Source organism: Ideonella sp. (assembly GCF_041914305.1).
In the GTDB taxonomy this organism is placed as follows: Bacteria; Pseudomonadota; Gammaproteobacteria; order Burkholderiales; family Burkholderiaceae_C; genus Ideonella.
This window is the reverse complement of the sequence record NZ_JAYSDQ010000001.1, coordinates 57,396-75,227: the sequence shown is the minus strand read 5'-3', so window position 1 is coordinate 75,227 and position 17,832 is coordinate 57,396. Positions and strand designations below refer to the sequence as shown.

The 17,832-nt window shown below is 67.2% G+C and carries 14 protein-coding genes; 8 read left to right on the top strand and 6 right to left on the bottom strand.

The genetic code is table 11. The features are described from left to right. Positions 1–6: 6 nt before the first annotated feature. From ACE3SG_RS00330 to ACE3SG_RS00320, 3 genes are read right to left on the bottom strand one after another with little or no spacing between them, the layout of a single operon-like run. Complete coding sequence (locus tag ACE3SG_RS00330) at positions 7–849, bottom strand: carbohydrate ABC transporter permease (RefSeq protein WP_374561855.1); 843 nt, start codon at positions 847–849, stop codon at positions 7–9. After that, on the bottom strand, positions 839–1,765 hold the full coding sequence (locus ACE3SG_RS00325) for a carbohydrate ABC transporter permease (protein WP_374561853.1): 927 nt from the start codon (positions 1,763–1,765) through the stop codon (positions 839–841). The genes ACE3SG_RS00330 and ACE3SG_RS00325 overlap by 11 nt, the downstream gene beginning before the upstream one ends. Before the next feature lie 24 nt (positions 1,766–1,789). Next, on the bottom strand, positions 1,790–3,118 hold the full coding sequence (locus tag ACE3SG_RS00320; RefSeq protein ID WP_374561852.1) for an extracellular solute-binding protein: 1,329 nt from the start codon (positions 3,116–3,118) through the stop codon (positions 1,790–1,792). A gap of 169 nt (positions 3,119–3,287) precedes the next feature. Between ACE3SG_RS00320 and ACE3SG_RS00315 the strand changes: the two genes are divergently transcribed. The 8 genes from ACE3SG_RS00315 to ACE3SG_RS00280 all read left to right on the top strand — a co-directional run bounded on the left by ACE3SG_RS00315 (position 3,288) and on the right by ACE3SG_RS00280 (position 13,419). After that, on the top strand, positions 3,288–6,014 hold the full coding sequence (locus ACE3SG_RS00315) for a TonB-dependent receptor (RefSeq protein ID WP_374561850.1): 2,727 nt from the start codon (positions 3,288–3,290) through the stop codon (positions 6,012–6,014). Further along, positions 6,011–7,249 carry a DUF5009 domain-containing protein gene (locus ACE3SG_RS00310; protein WP_374561849.1) on the top strand — a complete coding sequence of 413 codons (1,239 nt, stop codon included), beginning with the start codon at positions 6,011–6,013 and terminating at the stop codon, positions 7,247–7,249. Before ACE3SG_RS00315 ends, ACE3SG_RS00310 begins: the two co-directional genes overlap by 4 nt. An 18-nt stretch (positions 7,250–7,267) precedes the next feature. After that, the gene (locus ACE3SG_RS00305; RefSeq protein ID WP_374561847.1) at positions 7,268–8,488 is read left to right on the top strand and encodes a glycosyl hydrolase family 8; all 1,221 of its coding nucleotides are present in this window, start codon (positions 7,268–7,270) and stop codon (positions 8,486–8,488) included. A gap of 409 nt (positions 8,489–8,897) precedes the next feature. Further along, positions 8,898–9,581: a response regulator gene (locus tag ACE3SG_RS00300; RefSeq protein WP_374561846.1), complete on the top strand. Its 684-nt coding sequence runs from the start codon at positions 8,898–8,900 to the stop codon at positions 9,579–9,581. Then, complete coding sequence (locus ACE3SG_RS00295) at positions 9,563–10,984, top strand: sensor histidine kinase (protein ID WP_374561845.1); 1,422 nt, start codon at positions 9,563–9,565, stop codon at positions 10,982–10,984. The genes ACE3SG_RS00300 and ACE3SG_RS00295 overlap by 19 nt, the downstream gene beginning before the upstream one ends. A 51-nt stretch (positions 10,985–11,035) precedes the next feature. After that, on the top strand, positions 11,036–11,614 hold the full coding sequence (locus tag ACE3SG_RS00290) for a cytochrome b (RefSeq protein WP_374561844.1): 579 nt from the start codon (positions 11,036–11,038) through the stop codon (positions 11,612–11,614). 33 nt (positions 11,615–11,647) lie between these two features. Beyond that, positions 11,648–12,994 (top strand): cytochrome c1 protein, encoded by a 1,347-nt coding sequence (locus ACE3SG_RS00285; protein ID WP_374561843.1) that lies wholly within the window; start codon positions 11,648–11,650, stop codon positions 12,992–12,994. Continuing rightward, positions 12,979–13,419, top strand: coding sequence for a cytochrome c family protein (locus ACE3SG_RS00280; RefSeq protein ID WP_374561842.1), 441 nt, complete (start codon positions 12,979–12,981; stop codon positions 13,417–13,419). The genes ACE3SG_RS00285 and ACE3SG_RS00280 overlap by 16 nt, the downstream gene beginning before the upstream one ends. Before the next feature lie 115 nt (positions 13,420–13,534). Here the strand turns inward: ACE3SG_RS00280 and ACE3SG_RS00275 are convergent, their stop codons facing one another. From ACE3SG_RS00275 to ACE3SG_RS00265, 3 genes are all read right to left on the bottom strand, one after another. After that, positions 13,535–14,290 carry a GntR family transcriptional regulator gene (locus ACE3SG_RS00275; protein WP_374561841.1) on the bottom strand — a complete coding sequence of 252 codons (756 nt, stop codon included), beginning with the start codon at positions 14,288–14,290 and terminating at the stop codon, positions 13,535–13,537. A 25-nt stretch (positions 14,291–14,315) separates the two neighbouring features. Then, positions 14,316–14,978, bottom strand: a complete 663-nt coding sequence (locus tag ACE3SG_RS00270; RefSeq protein ID WP_374561840.1) for a DUF6445 family protein — start codon at positions 14,976–14,978, stop codon at positions 14,316–14,318. Between the two features lie 136 nt (positions 14,979–15,114). Beyond that, positions 15,115–17,742, bottom strand: a complete 2,628-nt coding sequence (locus ACE3SG_RS00265) for a TonB-dependent receptor (RefSeq protein ID WP_374561838.1) — start codon at positions 17,740–17,742, stop codon at positions 15,115–15,117. Positions 17,743–17,832: the final 90 nt, after the last annotated feature.

Here is a 17,832-nt window from a genome sequence, read left to right as displayed (position 1 = left end):
TTGAACCTAACCCTTGACCGCACCGGCCGCCAAGCCCTTGACGAAGTAGCGCTGGCCGGCAAAGAACACGATCAGCACCGGCAGCGTGGCCACCGCGCCGGCAGCCATCATCAGATCGACCCGGTGCTGGAACTGGTTGATGAACAGGCGGATGCCCACCGGAATGGTCTGCACCTCGGGCGAGCTGGTCAGCACCCAGGCGAAGAACAGCTCGTCCCACGCCAGCAAGAAGACGAAGGTGGCGGTGGCGATCAGGCCCGGCGCGCACAGCGGCAGCACCACGCGCACGAACGCGCCCAGGCGCGAACAGCCGTCGAGGATGGCCGCTTCTTCCAGCTCGCGCGGCACCGAGACGAAGAAGCCGCGCATGATCCAGATGCTGGCCGGCGTGAACAGCGCCACGTAGAGAAACACCAGGCCGTGGCGCGTGTCCAGCATCGCCACGCCCCACTCGTCACCGATGTGGCGGTACAGCATGTACAGCGGCAAGAAGAACAGCATGCCCGGCACGACCTGCGTCGCGGTGATCGACATCGACACCACCTTGTCGCCGCGGAAGCGAAAGCGCGCCAGTGCGTAGGCCGCGCAGGCCGCGCAGGCGGTGGAGATCACCGTCGCCGCGCCGCAGACGATCAGGCTGTTGGCGAAGTAGTTGAAGAAGTCGACCTGCAGCCACAGGTCGACATAGTTGCGCCAGCGCAGGCCCGCGCTCGGCTCGCCCTCCAGCGCCAACTCGCTGGGCAAATGCAGCGACGACCACAGCAGCCACATGATCGGCGCCAGCATCAAGGCGACGATGGCCCAGGTCAACGCGTCCAGCGCCCAGGCGCCGAGATGCCTAGATTTCATGGCTCACCAGGCTGCGGCGGAAAGCCCGCATCCACACCGCGACGAACGCCAGCATCAGCGCCATCAAGACGAACGACACCGCCGCGCCCTGGCCGAACAGCCAGTAGCTGAACGACTGGCGCGTCAACAGCGGCATCAGCAGGTCGGCCCATTCGCCCGGGTGGCCAGCGCCCTGGCCGAACATCATCGAGACGATGTTGTACGAGTAGACGTTGTCGATCACCTGGAACAGCGCCTGGATCGCGATCACGGGTTTCAGCAGCGGCAGCGTGATGTGTACGAAGCGGCGCCAGCGGCTGACACCGTCCAGCTCGGCGGCTTCGTAGGGCTCGGTCGGCAAGGCCTGCAGCGCGGCCAGGAAGATCAGCATCAGCAGCGGCGCGTTGCGCCAGACGGTGGGGATGACGATGGCCCAGAAGCTGTTCGAGCCAAGCAACCAGAACGGTCGCTCGTCCAGCAGGTGCAGGCCATCGACCAGGATCGTGTTGATGAGCCCGTTGTCGCGCTGGAACAGCTGGCCCCACAAGGTGCCCACCACATAACTCGGTACGATCCAGGGCAGCAGCAACAGCGTGCGGGCGATGTTCTTGCCGGCGAAGTCGCGGTGCATCAGCAGCGCCAGGCCCATGCCGATGGTGATCGACAACGCCGACACCACCAGCGTGAACAGCGCCGTGTTGCGCAGCGCCAGGCCCAGGCCATGGCGCAGCGGGCTGGCCGGGTCGGTCAGCACACGGCGGTAGTTGTCCAGCCCGATGAAGGGCGCGTCCAGATACTGCGCCAGCGTGTACTGGTTCAGCTTCAGCAGCGACATGTAGAAGCCCTGCACGATCGGCAGCAGATTGACCGCCGCCATCAGCCCGATCGCCGGCAAGAGCATCAGCCAAGGGAAGGTATTGGCGCTGCGCAGACGCATGGCGACGACCCGGATGCGTCAGCTTCAGTTTGATTCCGACAGCACCTGGTCGGCTTCTTTCGCAGTCGCATCCAGCGCCTGCTTCACCGCCAACGGGCTGTACTTGCCGCGCACGCCGGCGACCATGTCGAACATGTTGCCCAGGTTCTTCAGGTACACCGATTCGAGCGGGCCCCAGCCGGCCACCGACGGGTAGTGGCGGCCGTTGCGCACCTGGGCGAGAAACTCGGCGTAGTGCGGGTCGGCGGTCAGCGCCGGGTCGTTGGCCGCATCCAGCCGCGCCGGCAACATGCCCGACATCTGGCTGAACTGCACCTGGGCGTCGCGGCTGGTGATGAAGGCGGCGAGCTTCCACGCGTCGGCCTTGTGCTTCGATGACTTCATCACCGCCAGGTTCGAGCCCGAGAAGAAGGTCTGGCTGCCTTTCAGGCCCGCGGGGTAAGGCGCGATGCCGAAGTTGCGCGCGGCCAGGCTTTCGAGCTGGCCACCCTTGGCCTTGGGCGTCTTCATCTGCTTCAGGATCCACGGGCCCGAGAAGATCACCGCGTACTGGCCGTTGAAGAAACCGTTCTCGATCTGGCCCGAGTCCTTCTCCAACGCGCTCAGGGGCACCAGGCCCTCGGCGGCGAAGCTGGTGTAGTAGACGGTCGCCTGCACGGCCTCGGTCGAGTTGATGGTCGAGCGCTTGCGGTCGTTGCCGAGAAAGTCACCCCCGGCGTTCCAGATCCACGGCGCCATGTTGTGGACCACGTTCCAGTCGTTCTTGCCGGGGTAGCCGAGCGCGGCGATCTTCTTGCCGTTCAACTCGGTGCCGTTGAGCTTCTGCATCGCCTGCTTGAAGCTGCCCCAGTTGGCGAACGCGTCGCGCGGCTCGATGCCGGCCTTCTTGAACACATCGGTGCGGTAGAAGGCCGCGCGCGCGTCGGCGTACCAGGGCACGGCGTAGACCTTGGCGTCGTCGTAGCGGTGGGTCGTGCCCCACATCACCGGGAAGTACGCGGCCGCACCGCCCGCTTCTTTCTGCTGCGCATCGCTCAAGGGCTCGAGCGCGCCCATCGACGAGATCGCGGCGACCCAGGTGCTGCCCAGCTCCAGCACGTCCGGCCCCTGGCCCGACGCGGCGGCGGCGGTGATCTTGGCCCAGGCCGATTCCCAGTTCAGCACCGTCACGTTGACACGCAGGTTGGGCTGTTTGGCCAGGTAGGGCTTGAGCAGCTCGCGCATGTCCTGCTGCTGCTGCTCGGTGGTCGACATGACCCACAGGTTCAACTCGGTGGCCTGGGCGGCGGCCTGGGTGCAGGCCAGTGCCAACGCGGCAGCGGCCAGGCCGCGGGTGACAAGAGAGGACAGCATCGGGAGTCTCGGTTTCACGGCCATCATTTCAGGCGAAGGCGCTTTCACGCACAAGACAGAGATATACCCTCGACCCTTGGTAGAACTACCGGGGCGCCGAGGTACATCTCAGAATGGCCCGCCCGGGCGTGTGAGGCTCCAATGGCGACGTTGTCGATGAGGAGTACGCATGAGATTGGCCTCCAGCCCCTTGATCCGGTTGACCCCGCTGGCCGCCGCGGCCGCCCTGGCCCTGGCCGGCAGCTGCCTGCCGGCGTTCGCGCAATCGGCCGCCGAGCCGGGCAGCGCCCCCGCCCCGGTCGAGCCGCCGAAGGACAGCAAGAGCACCGAGCCGCCGGTCGAGCGGGTCGAGGTGACCGGCATCCGCGCGTCGCGCCAACAGTCGCTGACGGTCAAGCGCCAGGCCGATTCGCTGGTCGAGGTGATCTCGGCCGAAGACCTGGGCAAGCTGCCGGACAAGAACGTGGCTGACGCGATCCAGCGCGTGCCGGGCGTCAACATCAGCTCGTCGTCGGGCGGCGAAGGCGGCTTCGCCGAGAACGACCGCGTCAGCATCCGCGGTCTGTCGCCCAGCCTGACGCAGACGCTGGTCAACGGCCACGGCGTGGCCAGCGGCGACTGGTTCGTGCTGGCACAGACCGAGGCGGTGGGTCGCAGCGTCAGCTACTCGCTGCTGCCGTCAGAGATCGTCGGCCGCGTCGTCGTCAACAAGAGCATGACGGCCGACCTGCCCGAAGGCGGCGTCTCGGGCGCGGTCGACATCCAGACCCGCAACCCCCTGAGCTTCACGAAGCCGCTGACGATCGAGCTGGCGGCGCAGGCGGTCTATGCCGATCTGTCGGCCAAGACCGACCCGCAGTTCAACGCCTTGTTCAACTGGAAGAACGAAGCCGGCACGTCGGGCCTGCTGTTCCAGGTGTTCTCCGAGACGCGGCACGAGCGCCGCGACGGGCAGGAGTTTCTCGGCTACAGCGTGATCGACCCCGAGAGCGCGGTGGCCCTGGCCCACCCCGACCTGGCCGGCATCGTCTACCCCTCGCTGATCGGCTCGGCCTATTTCGAGCAAAAGCGCGTGCGCCAGGGCGGCCTGCTCGATTTCGAGTTCAAGCCGACCAAGGACCTGACGCTCGACCTGAACGGCTTCTACTCGCACGTGGCGGCCGACAACTACGACAACAACTTCATGGCCGCGCCGCAGGCCCTGATCGACGGCGGCGTGTCGCCGACGAGCTACAGGATCAAGAACGGTACCCTCGTGCAGGCCACCTTCCCGACGGTGGCCTACAACCCCAATGACCCGTTCACGACACCGGGCATCGTCGACCGCATCTACCGCCCCGGCGCCGCCGCCGAGACCTACTACATCGACGCCGGCGCCAAGTGGCGCGTCAGCGACGACGTCAAGCTCTCGGGCAAGCTGGGCTACACCCACGGCATCGGCGAGACGCCGGGCGACCTGGGCTACGAGTCGGCGCTGGCCGGCCACGGCATGGCCTACCAGATGTACGGCCTGGGCCAACCGGCCGATGTCTCGTTCCCCGGCGGCGACCCGACCGACTTCACCAAGGCCTACCCGCTCGGCGCCTGGTACTCGACCGTCAAGGTGGTCGACGAAGAAAGTTATGCCCAGGTCGACGGCGAGCTGAGCATGGACATGGGCGTGCTGGACTCGTTCAAGTTCGGCCTGCGCTGGAACGAGCACAAGCGCACGCTGAACTTCCCCAACAACGGCGGTTGCGGCTGGGCCGATGGCGGCTGCGGCGCGGTGCCCGAATGGCACGGCGAGCAGTACCCCGGCAACTTCGGCCATGGCCTGGGCGGTGGCGCCGGCTTCCTGTCCCACGTCTGGCACCTGGACGGGCGCGCGGTCGAAGACTTCGTGCTCGGCCACGCCGCCAAGACCACGCCCTACTGGCCCGGTGAGCTGGCGGTGAACGAGCAGGTGAGCGCCGGCTACGGTATGGCCAACCTCGAAGGTGAACAGTGGCGTGCCAACGTCGGCGTGCGCCTGGCCAGCACGCGGCAGAAGGTCGACTTCAACGAGCCCGACGGCCCGGCGCCGGTCGATTCGGAGTTCGGCCCGTTCACCCACGTGGTGGCGACCAATACCTACTTCGATGCACTGCCGAGCGCCAACATCCGCTTCAACCTGAACAAGGACCTGGTACTGCGCGCCGCCGTGTCGCGCACGATCGCACGCGCCGACTACAGCGCGCTGGCCGGCGCGATCACCAGCCAGGACGACCTGACCCACTCGGGCACCGGCGGCAACGCCGAACTGAAGCCGGTGCGATCGAACAACTACGACGCCACGGTCGAGTGGTACTACGCGCCCAAGGCCTTGTTGTCGTTCGGCGTGTTCTACATGGACATGCCCAGCTACGTGAGCTTCGGCACCTCGCGCCACCTGCTGCTGAACAAGACCACCAAGCAGCTCGAGTGGTACGACATCACCTCGCCGGTCAACGTCAGCGCCAGCAACCGCGGCTTCGAGCTGAGCTGGCAGCAGCCGCTGTGGGGCGGCTTCGGCGTGCAGGCCAACTACACCTACGCCGACGGCAAAGAAGGCAACGGCGCCAAGCTGATGGGTTCGTCGAAGAACACCTACAACGCCGAGGCCTACTACGAGAACGACAGCTTCAGCGCCCGTGTGGCCTACACCTGGCGCTCTGACTTTCTGGTGGGCCTGGACCGTTCGACCAACGAGTACATGGCCGCCGAGGCCAACCTGGCCGCGAGCCTGAACTACAAGATCAACGACACCTTCACCGTGACCTTCGATGCGCTGAACCTGAACAACCCGGTGCTGAAGTACTACGCCGACAACAAGGACCAGCCGCGCGCCTTCTACTCCAACGGCCGCCAGTTCTACCTCGGCGTTCGGGTGTCGCTGTGATCGCCACCGCGGCCCTGCCCCGCCTGGCCGTGCTGCCGCGCCTGAACGAGCTGCAGCGCGGCCGGGTGCTGCCGATCGACGCGTTCCGCGGCCTGACCTTTCTGGTGATGGTGTGGGTCAACGAAATGCACGGCGTGACCGGCATCTCGCGCTGGTGGAAGCACATGCCGGCCGACGCCGACGCGATGAGCTTCGTCGACGCGGTGTTCCCGGCCTTCCTGTTCATCGTCGGCATGTCGATCCCGTTCGCGATCCACGCGCGCATCGCCAAGGGCGATGGCTGGGCCGCGCTGCAGGGCCACATCGTCTGGCGCGCGCTGGCGCTGATCGTGATGGGCGTGTTCATGGTCAACGCGGAGGAAGACTACGTGCACCCCGCTTCGATGGCCCTGCCGGTCGAGGCCTGGTCGCTGCTGTTCTACGCGGCCGTCGGCCTGGTCTGGGGCGTGTACCGCGCGCCCAGCCCGGCGCTGGACCGCGTGTTGCGCCTGGGCGGCGTCGCGCTGATGGGGCTGCTGGCGCTGCTGTACCGCGGTGGGCCCGATGGCAGCCAGGGCCTGGCCCCGCAGTGGTGGGGCATCCTCGGGCTGATCGGCTGGGCCTACCTCATCGCCTGCATGCTGTACCAGCTGTCGCGTGGGCGCCTGCCCGTGCTGTGGGCGATGCTGGCCGGCTGCGTGGCCTACTACGCCGCACACGCGGCGCTAGGCGACGGCGCAACCGGCCTGGCCGCCACGCTGCTGAGCCAGGACGGCCATGCCGCGCACACCAGCATCGTGCTGGCCGGCGTGATCTGTGCCTTGATCTACCACGAGCGACAAGACGCACGGACGCTCGACCAGCGCCATGCGCGCGCGCTGGCGATGGCCGCGGCGCTGGTGGCCGCCGGCTTCGCGCTGCGGCCGTGGTTCCCGATCTCGAAGATCTACGCCACGCCGAGCTGGTGCCTGCTGAGCGCGGCCGGGTGCGTCGGCGTCTACGTGGTGTTGCAGGCGCTGATCGTGCAGGTGGGCGCGACGGGCTGGGTGGCCTGGGTCGAGCCGGCGGCGAACAACCCGCTGGTGACCTACCTGCTGCCCTTCGTGATCGGTGCGGTGATGGGCTGGGCCGGCTGGGGCTGGCCGCCGGCGCTGAAAGACGGCACGCTCGGCATCGCCTTCTGCGCGCTGTACGCCGCCGCAGTGCTGTGGGCGGTGTCGCGCCTGAACCGATGGAATGTTCGCCTCAAGATCTAACCACTGAAGGAGACTGACTTGTTGCATCTGAACCGTTGGGCTGCTGCCGGCCTGCTGGCCTGCACGCTCGCCACCGCGTGGGCCGGCAACCGCCCGTTCCCGCAGCACGTGACCTACACCGCCGGCGCGATCAAGCCGAACCATGTCACCCAGGCCAGCATGGACGCCGCGGTGAGCAGCCAGTACGCCAAGTGGAAGACCACCTACCTGCGCAGCGACGGCGGCGACGGCAGCTGGATCAAGTACGACAACACCAACTCCACTGTGTCCGAGGCGCATGGCTACGGCATGGTGCTGGCCGCCTACATGGACGACCAGGCGGTGTTCGACGAGATGCTGCGCTACTTTCGCAACCACCCGACCGACCAGAGCCCCGACCTGATGGCCTGGAAGCAGACGCTGCAGAACGGCCAGATGGTGGACGTGGAAGGTGTCGACTCGGCCACCGACGGCGACCTCGACGTGGCCTATTCGCTGCTGCTGGCGCATGTGCAGTGGGGCTCGAACGGCAGCCACAACTACCTGGCCGAGGCCAAGAAGGTGATGGCCGCGATCCTGCAGTGGGACGTCAACCCGAAGAAACACAACCTGACGGTGGGCAGCTGGGTCAGCGGCACGGATCGCAAGTTCACCCGCCCGTCAGACTTCATGGCCAGCCACATCCTCGCCTTCGCGCGCTGGGACACGGCCAATGCCACCGCGTGGAACCAGGTGCACGCGTCGATCGTCAAGGCGGTCAACGACCAGTTCACCCACGGCAGCGAAGCGACCGGCCTGGTGCCCGACTTCATGGTCTTCAAGAACGGCGTGTGGGTGCCCACGCCCGGCAAGTTCCTCGAGACCAAGCACGACGGCGACTACAGCTACAACGCCTGCCGCACGCCGTGGCGCCTGGCGATGTCGTGGCTGGTCGACGGCCGCACCGACCTGCTCGCCGCGCAGCAGAAGACCGCGAGCTGGATCCGCGCCAAGACCAACGGCGTGCCGACCAACATCGATGCCGGCTACATCGTGCTCAACGGCACCAACGGCCAGTCGTTCCGCAGCTACGACGACCTGCCGTTCACCGCGCCGATGGCCGTCAACGCGATGACGGGCGGCGCGGCGACGCAGACCTGGCTCAACAGCCTGTGGACCTCGATCAACGGTGGTGACTACGGCGCGGTGGTCGACTACTACGGCGATGCGATCCGGATGCATGTACTTTTGACCGTCTCCGGCAATTGGTGGACGCCGTGACACCCGAGGTGGCTTGCTGACAGGCGTGACGGTGGGGCGAGATCGGGAGCGCGGGTGTTCCGTTCCGCTCATGTCCCCCGGGCCGGGCTACGCCCAGCCCTCCTCCTAATACTTCGCTGCACGGAACACCCGCCCTCCCGATCCGGCACTGTCGCGTTTCTCCCGCGTGTCAACCCCGGGTGATGGCCGAGGGTGCCGGGTGACTGGCGAAGTGAAGTATTAGGAGGAGGAGATGGCCGTCAGGCCATCGCCGGGGGACATGAACGGAGCCGGTCACCCGGCGCCCTCGGCCTGCGCAACATCCGCGCACTTGATGAAAGGCAAACCGGTCCACCAACTGCCCAGCCCGTGAACTGCCATTGCCTTACGATGGCCATCGCCCCGCAAAGCGGTGTCGAGGGCCATTGGAATGCGCATATTGCTGGTTGAGGACGACGAACTGGTGGCAGCCGGCCTGCGAGAGGCCCTGGGCGAGGCCGGCTATGCGATGGACCACCTGCCCTCGGCCGCGGCCGCGCTGGACGCGCTGGCGCACGGCATGCACGACCTGGCCATCTTCGACATCGGGCTGCCGGGCATGGATGGCCTGAGCCTGCTGCGCAAGGTGCGTCAGGCCGGCTTGACGCTGCCGGTGCTGATGCTCACCGCGCGCGATGGCCTGTCGGACCGGGTCAGCGGCCTCAACGAGGGCGCCGACGACTACCTGACCAAACCGTTTCTGCTGCCTGAGCTGATGGCGCGGGTGAAGGCGCTGATCCGGCGCAGCAAGTCGGTGGCCACCTCGGTCATCAGCGTCGGCCCATTGACGCTGAACCTGGCCACCCACGAAGCCAGCCTGCGTGGGCAGGTGCTGTCGCTCACCGGCCGCGAGCGAAGCCTGCTGGAAGCCCTGATGCTCGACGCGCCGAAGGTGGTGGCCAAGCGCAAGCTGGCCGACAGCCTGAGCCGCTGGGACAAGGAGCTGACCGACAACGCGGTGGAGATCTACGTCTCCCGCCTGCGCGCCAAACTGGCCGATGCAGGCCTGGCGCTGCGCACCGTGCGCGGCATCGGCTACCGGCTCGAAGCCGACGCATGCGACCCGCCAGCCTGAGCCTGCGCACCCGGCTGCTGCGGCAGCTGGGGTGGCCCTTGCTGACCGTGTTGCTGCTCAGCGGCGTGTACGACTACGTGCGCGCGCTGGAACGCGCCCGCAGCGACCAGGACCTGGCGCTGGAGCGGATCGCCATCGCACTGGCCTCGCGCCTGGACCTGGACGCTGACGACAAGGAAGACAACCTGGCACCGCACCTGCAGGGCACGGTCGGCGCGATCCAGCGTGCCGACGGCATGGACCTGCTGTACTTCATGGCCACCGGCGATCGGCAAGGCCTGATCGGCGGCGACCCGGCCCTGGCCTCCATCGTCGATCTCGAGGCCGGGCAGGACGCCACCTTCGTCGACCACCAGTTCAAGGGTCATGACGTGCGCGTCGTGACCTACCCGCACCTGTCACCAATCGGCCAGACCACGGTCGTCGTGGCGCAGACCACGCGCCGGCGAGACGACCAGGCCCGCCTCGTGCTGTTCGACACGCTGACGCCCAACGTGGTGTTGCTGGTGTTGGCGCTGCTGCTGGTGCGCCGCGCGGTCACGCAGGCGCTGCGGCCGCTGGACGAACTGAGCAGCGCGTTTGCCGTGCGGCAGGCCGAAGACCTGAGCCCCGTGTCCGACCTGTCGCTGCCGAAAGAGCTGGTGCCCGTCATCAAGGCCATCAACCAGCTGGTGTCCAACCTGAGGAATGCGGCACAGATGCAGCAGACCTTCTTGTCCAACGCCGCGCACCAGCTTCGCACCCCGCTGGCCGGCATCCAGACGCAGATCGAGCTCGCGCTGCGCGAAGACCCATCGGTGCCACAGCACCACGAGCGCCTGAGCGCGGTCGACGCCGCGCTGCGACGGCTGGCCCGCTCGACCCACCAGATGCTGGCCCTGGCCCGCTCGGGCCCGCAGGCGGTGACGGTGGATGCGATGGGCGTGGTCGACCTGCAGGTGTTGCTGGAAGAGGCCGCCTCGACCTGGCTCGACACCGCCTTGCAAGCCGGCGTGGACCTCGGCTTCGAGGCCTCGCCGGCCAAGGTCTGGGGCTCGGCCTGGATGCTGGGTGAAGCGTTGAACAACATGGTGCACAACGCGATCCGCCACAGCCCGCGCGACGGGAAGGTAACGGTTCGTTGCGGGACAGACGCGCAAGGGGCCGGTTGGCTGTCGGTCGAAGACGAAGGCCCGGGCATTGCCGTGGCCGAGCGGGCGCGCGTTTTCGAGCGCTTCTACCAGGCCGCCGGTGCCGCCTCGGGCGGCTCTGGCCTGGGCCTGGCCATCGTGCGCGAAGTGGCACAACGTCACGGTGCGAGCGTCACGCTGGCCGACCCGCCGAGTGGGCGCGGCCTGCTGCTGACCATTCGGATACCGGCAGATACATCGCGCGCGAGCGCCGAAAAACTGTCAGGCGTTTGAAGGCTTCGGGCCCGTACCCTGCGGGCCCGATCAAAGCCTGCGCGCCCGACCATGTCCGACCCTACTTCTCCTGCCGCCTCGGCGCGGGCCATCGCGCGCCACCCTAACGCGATCGTTGCTGCGCACTGGCTGACGGTGCTCGCGATCCTGCTGGCCTTCTCGCTGGTGTTGTTGCGAGAAGTGGCAGACGGTGACTTTTTGCGCGCCGGGCTGCTCAACGTGCACCGCATGCTGGGCCTGCTGATCGGCCTGCTGGCGATCGGGCGGCTGCTGTTCCGCTGGCGCCAGCCGATGGCCAAGCCGATGGCCACGACGAGCCGCGCGCAGCGCTGGGCCGCCGCGGCAGTGCATGGGCTGCTGTATGTGCTGCTGCTCACGCTGCCGGTGCTGGGCATGCTGCTGACCAATGCGCGCGGCCACCTCGTCACGCTGCCGATGCTCGGCAGCCTGCCGCCGCTGGTGGCGCAAGACCTGGACTGGGCCGACAGCCTGGAGGAATGGCACGGCACGCTGGCCTGGCTGCTGGCCGGGCTCGTCGCCCTGCATGCCGCAGCGGCCCTGTGGCACCACTGGGCCCGCAGAAACGACGTGCTGGCTGCCATGGCGCCCTGGGTGCGCAGCCGGACCTGATTTGCTTTTCTTTTCACAACACGAGGAGATCACATGACGATGCGCCGACGATTTCGGCTGGGCCTGGCCGCCCTGTGGGGCAGCCTGGTGCTGGCAGCGCCGATGACCAGCCATGCAGTGCCGAGCTTTGCGCGGCAGACCGGGCAGGACTGCGCGTCCTGCCACGTGGGCGCCTACGGGCCGCACCTGACGCCGTTCGGCGTGAAGTTCAAGCTGGGCGGCTACACCGACAGCGACGGCAAGGACGGGCACGTGCCGCTGTCGGGCATGGTGGTCGCATCCAACACCCACACCGACAAGGCGCTCGACGAAGCGCCCGCCGGCTACAAGACCAACAACAACACCGCGCTCGATGAAGCGTCGCTGTTCGTCGCCGGCAAGCTGGCCGACAAGCTCGGCGCGTTCGTGCAGATCACCTACGACGGCATCGAGAAGTCGACGGCTCTCGACCAGATGGACCTGCGCTTCGCCCACGCCACCGACCTGAGCGGCAAGGACCTGGTCCTCGGCGCCTCGCTGAACAACAACCCCGGCGTGCAGGACCCGTTCAACACGATGCCGGTGTGGGGCTTTCCGTTCGCCGGCTCGGCCTTCGGCTTCGGTGGGCCCGAGACCGGCTCGCTGGTCAACGGCGCGCTCGAGCAGCGGGTGCTGGGCCTGTCGGGCTACGCCTTCTACGACAACCGCTGGTACGCCGAGCTGGGCACCTACCGGTCGCTGTCGCCCACGATGCAATCCAAGTTCGGCCTGGGCCGCGAAGACGACCCCGGCCGCCTGGGCGGCGACACCGCCTACTGGCGCCTGGCCTGGTTCGAGGACCACAAGAGCCAGGCCTGGTCGGCCGGACTGTTCGGCCTGCGCAGCAGCGTGTCGCCCGATCGCGCGTCGGGCACCCCGAGCAACCGCTACGACGATGTCGGCATCGACGGTCAGTACCAATGGCTGGGTACGCGTGAGCACATCTTCACGCTGCAGGGCAGCTACCTGAGCGAGCGGCAGCGCCTGAACGCGATGGTGGCCGCCGGTGAAGCCGCGAAGGCCGGCGGCAACCTGCACGAGCTGAAGCTCAACGCGAGCTACTACTTCCAGCAGACCTGGGGCGCGTCGCTCGGCTACTTCAAGACCACGGGCAGCGCCGACACGGTGCTGTATGGCGGCAATGTCGGCTTCAAGCCCGACACCGTCGGCCACGTGATCCAGGTCGACTGGACACCCTGGGGCAAGGAAGACTCGTGGGCCGCGCCGTGGGCCAACCTGCGCCTGGGCGCCCAGTACACCAGCTTCTCGAAGTTCAATGGCGCCAGCCACAACTACGACGGCGCCGGTCGCGACGCGGCCGACAACAACACGCTGTTCCTGTTTGCATGGACCTCGTTCTGACCTCGACCAAGACGCGGGCCGCGGCCCGCGCCGGCCAGCGCCGGCGCTGGGCCCCCGCCCTGCTCGCCAGCCTGGGCCTGTTCGGCCTCGGCCTGGCGTGGGTGCCGGCCCAGGCCGCCGGCGACGCGAAGGTGGGCTCGGCCGTGTTCGCCGAACAGTGCGCCGAATGCCACAGCCTGAAAGAGGGCAAGAACAAGAAGGGCCCGTCGATCTTCGCCGTGATCGGCCGCCGCCCCGCCAGCGTGGCCGGCTTCAACTACTCGGACGCGATGAAGGCCCGCACCCAGCCGTGGACCGAGGCCAACGTCTCGGCCTATGTAGAACAGCCCAAGGTCGCGGTGCCCGGCGGCACGATGAAGTACGACGGCCTGGCCGACGCCAAGGCGCGCGAGGACCTGATCGCGTTCCTGTTGACCGTGCGCTGATGATCCAGGCGCGCGGAGCGACGCCGCCCATCAAGTGGCGTGCGCGGATCCGGCTCTGCCGGTCCGCTGCGCGAGCCCCCTCGGGGGGCAGGCCCCGGGAGGGGCCGTGGGGGCCTCAATTCGCCGCCAGCTCGGCGATGAAGTCGTAGGTGTCGCCGCGGTAGAACGACTGCGAGAGTTCGACCGCGCGACCGTCGCGCAGATAACCCAGGCGCTCGACCAGCAGGCCCGCGTCACCCGGCTGGGCCTGCAGCAGCGCCGCCTGCTCGTCGTTCAACAGCAGCGCACGCAGGCGCTGCAACGCGCGCACCGGGCGGTGGCCGTTGGCTTCGAGCGCGTCATACAGCGACTCTTGCACCGCGTCCAGCGACGGCAGCGCGCTGGCGATCACGGTCGCGTATTCGAGCGCCATCGGCGCGTTGTCGGCAAAGCGCAGGCGGTGGAAGCGGTACACCGTCGACCCCGGGCTGAGCGCCAGCTTCAGCGCCTCTTCGGGCGACACCGTGCCCGTGGTGCGCTTCAGCCACTCGCTGCGCGGCGTGCGGCCGCGGGCGCGCATGTCCTCTGAGAACGAGGTCAGCTTGGCGAAGTTCTTGTCGATGCGCGAGCTGACGAAGTTGCCCGAGCCCTGGCGGCTGACCAGCAGCCCCTCTTCGGCCAGGCCATCGATTGCCTTGCGCACAGTGATGCGCGAAACACCCAGATCCGCCGCCAGTTGCCGCTCGGACGGCAACGCATCGTCGGCCGCCAGGAACTGGCTTTCGATCGCATCGCGCAGCGCGCGCTGCAGTTGCTGGTACAGCGGCTGGCTGGCGGTGCTGTCGAGCGCGGCGAGCAAACGCTCGACCAAGGTCGCGGGGGACGTGTTCATGGAGCCGGATTGTCGCCGGCCGAATTCAGAAGTCATAGAAGGTATTCACCGTCAGCCGCCCCTGGCGGGGATCGCTGCTCAGGCTACGGGCCGGGTTGATGCAGGCACTGTGCAGCAGGCTCCCGGGATAGATCACCAGGCGGTTGAAGCGCGCGGGCATCATCCCGAGGAAGGTGAACTGCTCGTCCGACCGGTCGAAATAGCGAGCCGGCGGGCGGCGGTGGTTGACCTCCTCGTGGTAGGCGTCAAGGTAGCGCTCGCGGTTGTCGGCCGTGATTCGTTGCAGCCCGGTGGCGTTGTGGCGGTAGAAACCGGTGCCGCCATGGGTCTGGTCGCACAGGTAGAGCAGCGCAGCCATGTGGTGCGGGGTGCTGGCATCGAAGTGGGGCGTGCGCTGCAAAGGGCCCAACGCATCGGGCAAGGTGGTGGTGAGGGAAAAAGCGCTCAGGCCGACCTTGACCGGCAGCTGCTCCGGCACGCCGAAGTTCACCTTGATCAGCGGATCCAGCAGCCCGGTGATCACCTGCGTGTAGGCCAGCGGGGCCGGCGCCCGCAGGCCGGGATAGCCCTTTTGCTCGGCGGCGGGCGAGGCAGGCTCGAAGCGGCTGTTGCACGCCGCCTGGACCAAGCTGTGCGGGTCTTCCAGAAAATCGTCGACAAAGACGATGGTCTGGCCGCCGACGGTCACCGATTGGACGTCGCAAGGCATGCGGATGGCAAAGGGAGAACTCATCGTGACAGTACGGAGCGGCGATTCACCAGTATCACGAAAAAGCCCGGCCGAGGCCGGGCTTGTCTGAATGTGGTCAGAGCCACCTGCTCGTTCAGAACTTGACGCTCAGGCCCACACGGTAGGTGGTCTCGCCCTCGAACGACCAGGCCGGGAACCCGTTCTGCAGCGAAGCGCGCTGCGCGGGCGCATCGCCGGCACCGTACTGCACGTCGTCTTCCGCGGTCAGGTTGACCGCCTCCAGCGACAGGCGCAGGTTCTTGTTGATGTTCCAGCCCAGGCTCAGGTCCAGGCTGCCGATGGCGTCGTGCATGCGGTTGCCGTACCAGCCGGTCTCGCGAACCATGTACTTGGAGCGCCAGCTGTAGGCCAGGCGGGCCGAGTAGGTCTCGTTCTCGAAGTAGCCCACCAGGTTGGCGGTGTGGCGCGAGGACAGCGTGAACATGTTCAGCTCGTCCTGGTAGCTGGTGGACGGCGCCTTGGCGTCGGCATAGGTGTAGTTGAGCGCCGCGCCGAAGCCGTTGCCGAAGGCGTGGTTGCCCTGCAGCTCGATGCCGTTGATGCGGCCCCCGCCAGCGTTGATGTACCGGTTGATGGTCCAGTTGTCGACGCCGGTGTCGGGGCTGATGACGCCGACCTTCTGGTTCAGCAAGGTCTGGGTGGTGACGAAGTTGTCGATCCGCTTGTGGAAGATCGACGCGGCCAGCAGGTTGCCGCGGCCGTAGTAGTACTCGAAGCCGAAGTCGAGCTGGGTGGACTTCTGCGGCTTCAAGCCAGGCGAGCCGTAGTTGAAGGCATCGTTGCTCGCGTTCGTGTCGTCGAAGCCGACCACGGACGTGAGGAACATGTTGTCGAAGTTCGGGCGCGTGATCGCCTGGGCAGCGGCAAAGCGCAGCTTCGTGCTGCGGCTCAGGTCGTAGACGGCGTTCAGGCTCGGCAACACCTCGCTGTAGGTCGCGCTCTTGGTCGTCTTGTCGGTGCTCCAACCGTTGTTCTGGCCGATGTCGGTGGTCGGCGTGCCGTCGAAGACATAGCCGGTGGCCGAGACGTTGGTGCGGATGTAGCGCAGGCCGAAGTTGCCGTGCAGTGCGTCTTTCTCGAACTCGAACATGCCGTACAGCGCGCTGTTCTTCTCTTGCAGCTGCGCGTAGGCCGAACGGTCGTCCACCCACTTGGTGATGTTGTCCGAGGCCAGCGACAGCATCGCGTCGATGTCCGGGCGCGGCACGCTCCAGCCGCCCGCCACGTCGAGCGAGCCGTTGTACAGGTCCGCAGAATCGCCCGGAATCGCCGTGGCCGCATGCACGCCACGCTGGCCGGTGCGGGTGAAGGTGTGCTTGGTCGCACGGGCGCCGGTCTTGAAGGAGGTCAACAAACCCCAGTCGACGTTGAAGTCGCCGTCCAGTTGAAGGAAGTCCTCCTTGTCGGAATTGGGCCCGCGGCCAGAGGCCCAGGTTTCGGGTGACGAGGTGTCCGGCAGGTTGCCGACGCCGATCGTCTGGTCAGACGAGGGATGAACCTTGATCTGGTGCCCTTGCGCGTCGATCGTGCCGGTCCAGTAGGGCAGTGTCGCGCCCGGCGTCCAGCTGCCATAGGCGAAGTTGGCGGTCTGGTCCGTGCCACCCTCGGCCTTGGTCGTACCGCCGATGGCCGACACCTTGAAGCCGTCGCCACGGTACGAGCCATCGAGCACCAGGCTTTCAGACGACATCGATGCGGAACGCACCCAGTTCTGCAGGAACACGTTGTCCGTCGCCGGAGTGGCCACGTCGCGGTGGTGCAGCACGCACAAGCCCGAGGCGTTGGTCTTCTCGCAGGTGCCGGAGTTGCCCGTGAAGATGTAGTGGCTGGTGTTGGAGTTGTTGGCGTCCAGGTTCAGGTGCAGGTAGTTCAGGCCCAGATCGACACCTTGGGCCGGGCGAGCCTGCAAGGTCACGTTCAAGGCCTGGCGCTCGCGCTCTTGCACGAAGGTGGTGGGTGCCACGTCGCCGGACCAGCGCATGTCGGCCTCGACACCACGGCGGATGTAGTCGCCCTTCTCCCAGGCGCCGGCGATCAGCACGCCGAAGGTCTTGGCTTCGTTCTTCCAGCTGTACAGGCCCGACGCCTCGTAGCTCGGATCGCTGATGGTGCCCGTGCCGTAATGGACGCTGCCGAAGATGGTGTTGGCGTCCATGTCCAGCGGCTTGCGCGTCTTGACGATCACCGTGCCGCCGATGCCACCCTCGGTCAAATCGGCCTGCGACGACTTGTACACCTCCAGGCCGCCGATCAGTTCTGAAGGCAGCAGCGAGTAGTTGAACGACCGATCGACCGCCTTCTGGTCATACCAGCCCGTGGAGGCGACCGTCTGCCCGTTCAATGTGGTGTAGGTCATCTGCGGGTCGGTGCCGCGGATGGACACCGAGGCGCCCTGGCCGAAATCGCGGCCCACCGCCACGCCCGGGATGCGGCCCAGGCTCTCGCCCACGTCCGAGTCCGGCAACTTGCCCACGTCTTCGGCAGACACGGCATCTACCACGGCGTTGGCATTGCGCTTGACGTTGACGGCGGTTTCCAGCGAAGCGCGGATGCCGGTGACCACGATCTTGGTGGCTCCCGCATCGGCATCGGCCGCCGCCGGGGCGGCTGGCGTCTGGGATTGCTGCGCCTGGACGGCCAGGGCGGCCCCCATCAGCAAGAGCGCGACGGCTGCAGCGATGGGAGTGGGCTTGCTATTCATGTTCATCACCTTCGGGTTGGACCTCTTGATGCACCTCGGCCGGCGATAGGACTCCCAAGGCGCCCTCGCACCTCGATCGGAGTGGACTGT